This is a genomic window from Aminobacter sp. P4_H6_2 (assembly GCF_056400805.1).
Genome location: NZ_JBFUKO010000371.1, coordinates 1 through 5,327, shown reverse-complemented (window position 1 = coordinate 5,327; position 5,327 = coordinate 1). Strand labels below are relative to the sequence as shown.

Genomic DNA, 5,327 nt, shown 5'->3' with positions numbered 1-5,327 from the left:
CACGTTATTCGGCGGGGGGATTACCGGGCCGCGCGGCTTTTTCTTGCTGGCCTACTTGTCGTCGACTTGCTCGCCTTGTCCACGGCCCAAGGCCGAAACGGTGGGCATGGCGGCAGGTTCTTCAACCGGCGATCTCATCGCCCAAAAGCTGATTGTTGATCTTCAGCCGGGTGTTTTCCCACGAAGCGCCTCGTTTTCCTCACGGAGGGCCGCGTTGTGAGTGCGAAGCGCGTCGACCTGTGTTGAAAACGAATAGACCTGATCAACCAGCCCACTCACCGAAGAGCGCAATGCATTCCGCGAAAGCGTGTCTGCTAATCAGGCGAGGGGAGGCGCCTCTTTTTCATGGCCTGGGACAATCATGATTTGCCCCAAGCGTGGAACCTTCGCACCCAAAGACAGAATTCCAGTCGGGTTCTTATCCACAACTGTAAGGGCAAAATGCTGGTTGAAGAGTGGGGCACCAAATGAGCCTGCTCAAAAACATACCAGGTCGTTTCTGACCCCACGTCAAAAACACGGTTCAGAGAGCGCCTCAGCTTGTCGAGCCGCCAACAAATCGGGGATAACCGAGAAACAGTTCTGCCTTCTTGCCGAGAATGCCGCCAGCGGCATTGATGTCCTCAATGGCCAGCTTCCAGCCCACTTCGGCCGTCTTGCCGATCGACGCGCCGCCGCCGGTCATCGACATGATGCCGCCGATCTTGATGGTCTCTTCGGCCTGCGTAATGCCGGCAGACAGGGCTAAGGCCGCCACCGAAACCGTTCCGACGGCCGTACGACGTGTAATGGAAGTATTCCATTGGAAGTTCATGCGTTTCTCCTCCGCTTGTTCCAATCGTCAGCCAGTCACGGCCGCTCGCTTGCCGCATCGTCCGGTCGGACGATGAGCCGCTTTTCGTTAACTCAAGCGTTCGAAGCACGCGGTAAGAGCTTCGGGTGCAACGGTTTCAAGCTCGATCGAATTTTTGATTGTGGGATGGCGGCCGCTTCTGATGCGATCGGTTATGATCGAACCGACATCGAATTGTGGGTTTGGCATTGATCTAAGCAAGCACGAATGGAGCCTTGCCGGACCAATGCCCGGTATTGCCGTCCCTGCGCCGCACGGCTTCCACGGAAACGGCCCGGCTAGGGCTTGCCGTCTCTGGCACCTCTAGTCTTTTCGGACGAGGCCAATGGCGAGTTTGCAATACGTAATGCCCGGGTCAGGTTGCACCATCGGGGGATGTTGGTCGGTCTGCAAGGGGGAGATAGCTGCTTTGGTTGCCAAGCGGGGTCCAGTATCCAGTGCCTGCGCCGGGCGAGATCGATTTTGCCTTCGAGTCAATATCAGAGCTCGTGGAGGCCAAACTCAACTGGCGGCTCTGAGTGGCGCAGTTGGGATTGGCCGACGCCAGCTGGCACAATCGCTGGACGGTATTGTGAAGCACGCGGACCAGAACGATCGAAGAGCGTAACCGCCAAAGCGGGGTTGTCCGGACAGGACGATCGCCTGAGAAAATTCTACATGGGGGGAAGAAATCATGTCAGTCGACCATCTGCGCGCAAAGCTCTCCGGCTCTGGCCCGGCGTTGTTTTTCCCGGACCCCGAGGTTCCGGCGATCTTCAATTTCGACCAAGGCCTCGCCGCACCCGAGACCTTTCCCACTGACGATCTTGTGCGTCTTGCCCGCAAGGCTCTCGATGAGCATGGCGCCAAGGTGCTTGACTACTTCGACCCCGCCACCGGCTATGAGGAGCTGGTTTTCGGTTTCAAAGGCCTGCGCAAGGAGATCGCCGACCGCATCGAGCGCACCCAGGGCAAGCAACTTGGCACGCTCGGCGTCATCCTGACCTCGGGCTCGGTGCAGGGCATCGCTCTCGCTGCCAACGGCTACGTCAACCCGGGCGACGTCGTTGTCGCCGAAGCCGCGTCCTTCCCCTATGCGCTGCGATTCATGCAGATGGCTGGCGGCGACTTGCGTACCGTGCCGGTCGACGATCACGGCATGGACATCGACTCGCTTGAGGCACTGCTGGAGAAGGTCAAAGCCGAGGGCAAGAGGGTCAAGGTCGTCTATACCATCCCGACCTTCCAGACACCGACCTGCACAGAAATGTCCGTGCCGCGCCGGCGCCAACTGCTGAAGCTCGCGAGCGAACACGACTTCCTTATCATTGAGGACAATGTTTACGGCGACCTGCGCTTTGCCGGCGAGGAACTGCCGACCCTGCTTAGCCTCGACACCGACGACCGCGTCATCCAATGCGGCAGCTTCTCCAAGATCGTCGCGCCCGCGCTGCGCCTCGGCTGGGTCGCCGGACCGACTGCGGCCATCGAACCCATCGCCGCCGTGCGTCAGGACCTCGGTGTCAGCCAATGGCACGCCCGCGTCATGACTTCCTACATCGCCGAGGGCCTGCTAGACGAGCACATCGCGCAGGTTAACAAGGTTTACAAAAGCAAGGCCGAGACGGCGGCGCGCGCCGTGCGCGACTATTGCGGGAACTACGTCACCTTCCGCATGCCGCAAGGTTCTTTCTACCTCTGGCTCGAGATCGACGAACGCGTCGACTGGCTGCGCGCTGCCGAGATGTCGGCCAAGGAAGGCATCTTCTTCCGCCCCGGTGAGCGCTTCATGGGCGAGACCGACGGCCGCCAGTTCCTGCGCCTCGCCTACAGCCATGTCAGCGAGGACATAATTGAACGCGGCATCAAGAAGCTGGGCGAGATACTCAGTGCTTGCGCCAGGATTCCGGCATGACTTTAGCTGCGCGTACGATCGCGCGGGGATTCGTCTATCCCGAATGCCCCCGCTGGCATGACGGCCAACTCTGGTTCGCCGACCAGCACGACGGCCTCGTATATGTGCTCGAGGGCGACGGAGCCTGCAGTGACAGCTTCGCCGTTTCAGGCGGCCCGTCCGGGATGGGCTGGCTGCCCGATGGCAGTCTGCTCGTCGTGTCGATGAACGACCGTAAGCTATTCAGGCGCGGACGCGACGGCAGGCTCATGCTGCATGCGGATCTCTCCGGCGTCCACCCTTTTCATTCGAATGACATGGTCGTAGACGCTGAAGGCCGCGCCTATGTCGGCAATATTGGCTTTGACTTTTATGCCGGCCAGGCGCCGGCGCCGACCGTGCTCGCCATGGTCGCGCTGGATGGTACAGTTGGCGTCGCTGCCGATGGTTTGATGTGCCCGAATGGCGCGGTCATTTCGCCCGACGGCCGTACGCTAGTCATCGCAGAGTCGATGGCTGCCCGTCTGACCGCCTTCGACATCGGCGCCGACGGCAGCCTGTCCAACCGACGTCTTTTTGCCGCACTAGAGGGTCACGTGCCAGACGGTATCTGCCTCGACGCCGAGGGATATATCTGGGCGGCTTCGCCGTACAAAAAGGTCGTGCTAAGGGTGAGTCCGTTTGGCGAGATTGTCGATTGCGTCGAAATCTCCGACGCCAATCCCTATGCCTGCAAGCTTGGCGGCAAGGATGGTCGCGACCTGTTCATCTGCGTTGCGCCACACCATGATCCCGAAGTCACGGTGAAGCTCAGGGGAGGGCGCATCGATGTTGCTCGCGCCCCAACGCCTGGAGCCGAACGACAATGAGTGAAACCTCTACCAAGCGCTTCAACCCGCCTGATATGGCATTCGCCGGCATGAGCCAGGCCGTTGGCTGCGGCGACTTCGTGATGCACTCTCTGAAGGACCGGCAGGTTGTGTGCATAGGCGATCCGGCCGGTCAGACCGAACAGTGCTTTCACAACATCGAAGCTACGCTCGCCGAGGCCGGACTGAAGCTCGATCATGTAGTGTCGGTACGTAGCTACCTCACCAGCCGCGACGCCTATCACGGCTATGCGGCAGTCAAGAACCGCATATTCGCAGACAATCCGCCGGCGGCTTCGGCCGTCATTGTCAACGAGCTGGTCCTGCTTGACCTGCTGGTTGAGATCGAAGTGGTTGCTTGGCGTCACGCGCTTGGCAACCCGGCTTCAGAGTAAAGTTGCCTCAATCGACTTGTCCGAGCCGGTAGGTTAGCTCAGCGGCCTGCCTTCGCAGTCCGAACCGGTCTAGTTCCTCGACTTTGTCAATTACCATTTATGGCATCAAGAATTGCAAACGAGTCCAGGTCAATTACGACTATGACAGTATTGGCATGCTGCGGTCTCGCCACACGCATTTGCTTATCGGCATCTCGCCACAGGCTCACAGTCGATAGTGGGAAACGGTGACCCGGAGGCGTTAGGCAAGATCTACGTCAAGAGATACATCGAGGTTGCAAAATGAATATCGCGACTGAACACCGGGTAGAAAACAGCACCGGCGACTTCGCAAGGTTTATCAGCGATGAGATAGATCGGGCCCTAGCGCGTTTGGACAACGATTTTGGCGCAAATCAGCTTAACTCAGGGGCAAAAGTTTTTGGGCGCGACGCGTCGTTGGTCTCCATGCTACCGCCAATCGATGACCATTCCCACAGTATCGCTCAAAACCATTTGGCCGATCTGGCGTCTAAAGTCGTCCATGCCATTGCGACCGAAGCAGTCCGTCGTTTTGCATTGAATGACAGTCCGGCGATTTGGCGCCCCGTCGGAGTGGAGTCCGACGCGTATGTGCCCGTGTCTGGAGACACCCATGGTCCGTGTGGTGAGCTCGATTCAATGTTGATGGAAGATTGGGCAGGTCAGGTTGCTGGTCAGACCTATCTGGAAGAAAATCTTCGTATCCCAAGATCGACATTGCATTTGTGGAAGCGACGCAATGAAGTAATTGCACTGCGGACAGGGCGTCGCAAGCACGTATTTCCTTTGGCGCAATTCATTGATGGGCGCCCTGTTTCTGGGATACGAGATGTACTTTCTATAATTTCGGACCCACGTGTTAGCTGGTATTGGCTAAGCCGCCCTTGTGCTGATCTCGATGGTTGCGTGCCAATCGAGATGCTCAGGCGTGACCGTGTTGCGGAAGTCACCGCGGCCGCTTGCGCCTTTTCGCTAGGAGGCGAAACGTCTTCATAGATTGTCATGCTTTGGAAAGCCCGGAGCACGGTGTGAAGCTGGCGAGTGGAACGGGTAGGGGACCGAGGGCAATAGACCGCTCACAATGGGGAAACCCGATGACTCGGCACAAAAGGCGCTGCACGAAATTGGGTAGGCAGGCCCCTCAAAAAGCATCCCTGCCTCTGTATGGCAAAGACCAGGGGCCCCAAACGACGGGCCCCGAATACGGATTGCTTGCCAATATCACTCACTTTTTCGCCGATGCGCTGGCTACTGGTGTTGTTAAATCCCGCTATGCCTTTGCAAGGCGTCGTCTGTTGCTGGGGTTCACAGATTCC

6 protein-coding genes are annotated in these 5,327 nt (G+C 58.6%); 5 read left to right on the top strand and 1 reads right to left on the bottom strand.

What is annotated here, in order from left to right:
- A partial coding sequence (locus AC1DUU_RS22005; protein WP_476785516.1) for a hypothetical protein occupies positions 1–220 on the top strand: 220 nt, incomplete at its 5' end.
- A 315-nt stretch (positions 221–535) separates the two neighbouring features.
- On the opposite strand, the gene AC1DUU_RS22000 is transcribed toward AC1DUU_RS22005, so the two are convergent.
- Complete coding sequence (locus tag AC1DUU_RS22000; protein ID WP_476785515.1) at positions 536–814, bottom strand: ABC transporter substrate-binding protein; 279 nt, start codon at positions 812–814, stop codon at positions 536–538.
- Positions 815–1,526: 712 nt separating this feature from the next.
- Here AC1DUU_RS22000 and AC1DUU_RS21995 point away from each other — a divergent pair.
- The 4 genes from AC1DUU_RS21995 (at position 1,527) to AC1DUU_RS21980 (ending at position 5,007) form a co-directional block, all read left to right on the top strand.
- Positions 1,527–2,747 carry an aminotransferase-like domain-containing protein gene (locus AC1DUU_RS21995; RefSeq protein WP_476785514.1) on the top strand — a complete coding sequence of 407 codons (1,221 nt, stop codon included), beginning with the start codon at positions 1,527–1,529 and terminating at the stop codon, positions 2,745–2,747.
- Positions 2,744–3,595: an SMP-30/gluconolactonase/LRE family protein gene (locus AC1DUU_RS21990; RefSeq protein WP_476785513.1), complete on the top strand. Its 852-nt coding sequence runs from the start codon at positions 2,744–2,746 to the stop codon at positions 3,593–3,595. Before AC1DUU_RS21995 ends, AC1DUU_RS21990 begins: the two co-directional genes overlap by 4 nt.
- Entirely contained in the window at positions 3,592–3,990 is a 399-nt protein-coding gene (locus tag AC1DUU_RS21985; RefSeq protein WP_476785512.1) for a RidA family protein, read from the top strand. Before AC1DUU_RS21990 ends, AC1DUU_RS21985 begins: the two co-directional genes overlap by 4 nt.
- A 282-nt stretch (positions 3,991–4,272) precedes the next feature.
- Positions 4,273–5,007, top strand: coding sequence for an antitoxin Xre/MbcA/ParS-like domain-containing protein (locus tag AC1DUU_RS21980; RefSeq protein ID WP_476785511.1), 735 nt, complete (start codon positions 4,273–4,275; stop codon positions 5,005–5,007).
- The last annotated feature ends 320 nt before the right edge of the window (positions 5,008–5,327 follow it).

What these genes read in the sequence shown, in the direction of transcription:
- AC1DUU_RS22000 (WP_476785515.1), bottom strand. Translation starts at nt 814, where the DNA reads ATGAACTTCCAATGGAATACTTCCATTACACGTCGTACGGCCGTCGGA.
- AC1DUU_RS21985 (WP_476785512.1), top strand. Translation starts at nt 3,592, where the DNA reads ATGAGTGAAACCTCTACCAAGCGCTTCAACCCGCCTGATATGGCATTC.
- AC1DUU_RS21995 (WP_476785514.1), top strand. Translation starts at nt 1,527, where the DNA reads ATGTCAGTCGACCATCTGCGCGCAAAGCTCTCCGGCTCTGGCCCGGCG.
- AC1DUU_RS21990 (WP_476785513.1), top strand. Translation starts at nt 2,744, where the DNA reads ATGACTTTAGCTGCGCGTACGATCGCGCGGGGATTCGTCTATCCCGAA.
- AC1DUU_RS21980 (WP_476785511.1), top strand. Translation starts at nt 4,273, where the DNA reads ATGAATATCGCGACTGAACACCGGGTAGAAAACAGCACCGGCGACTTC.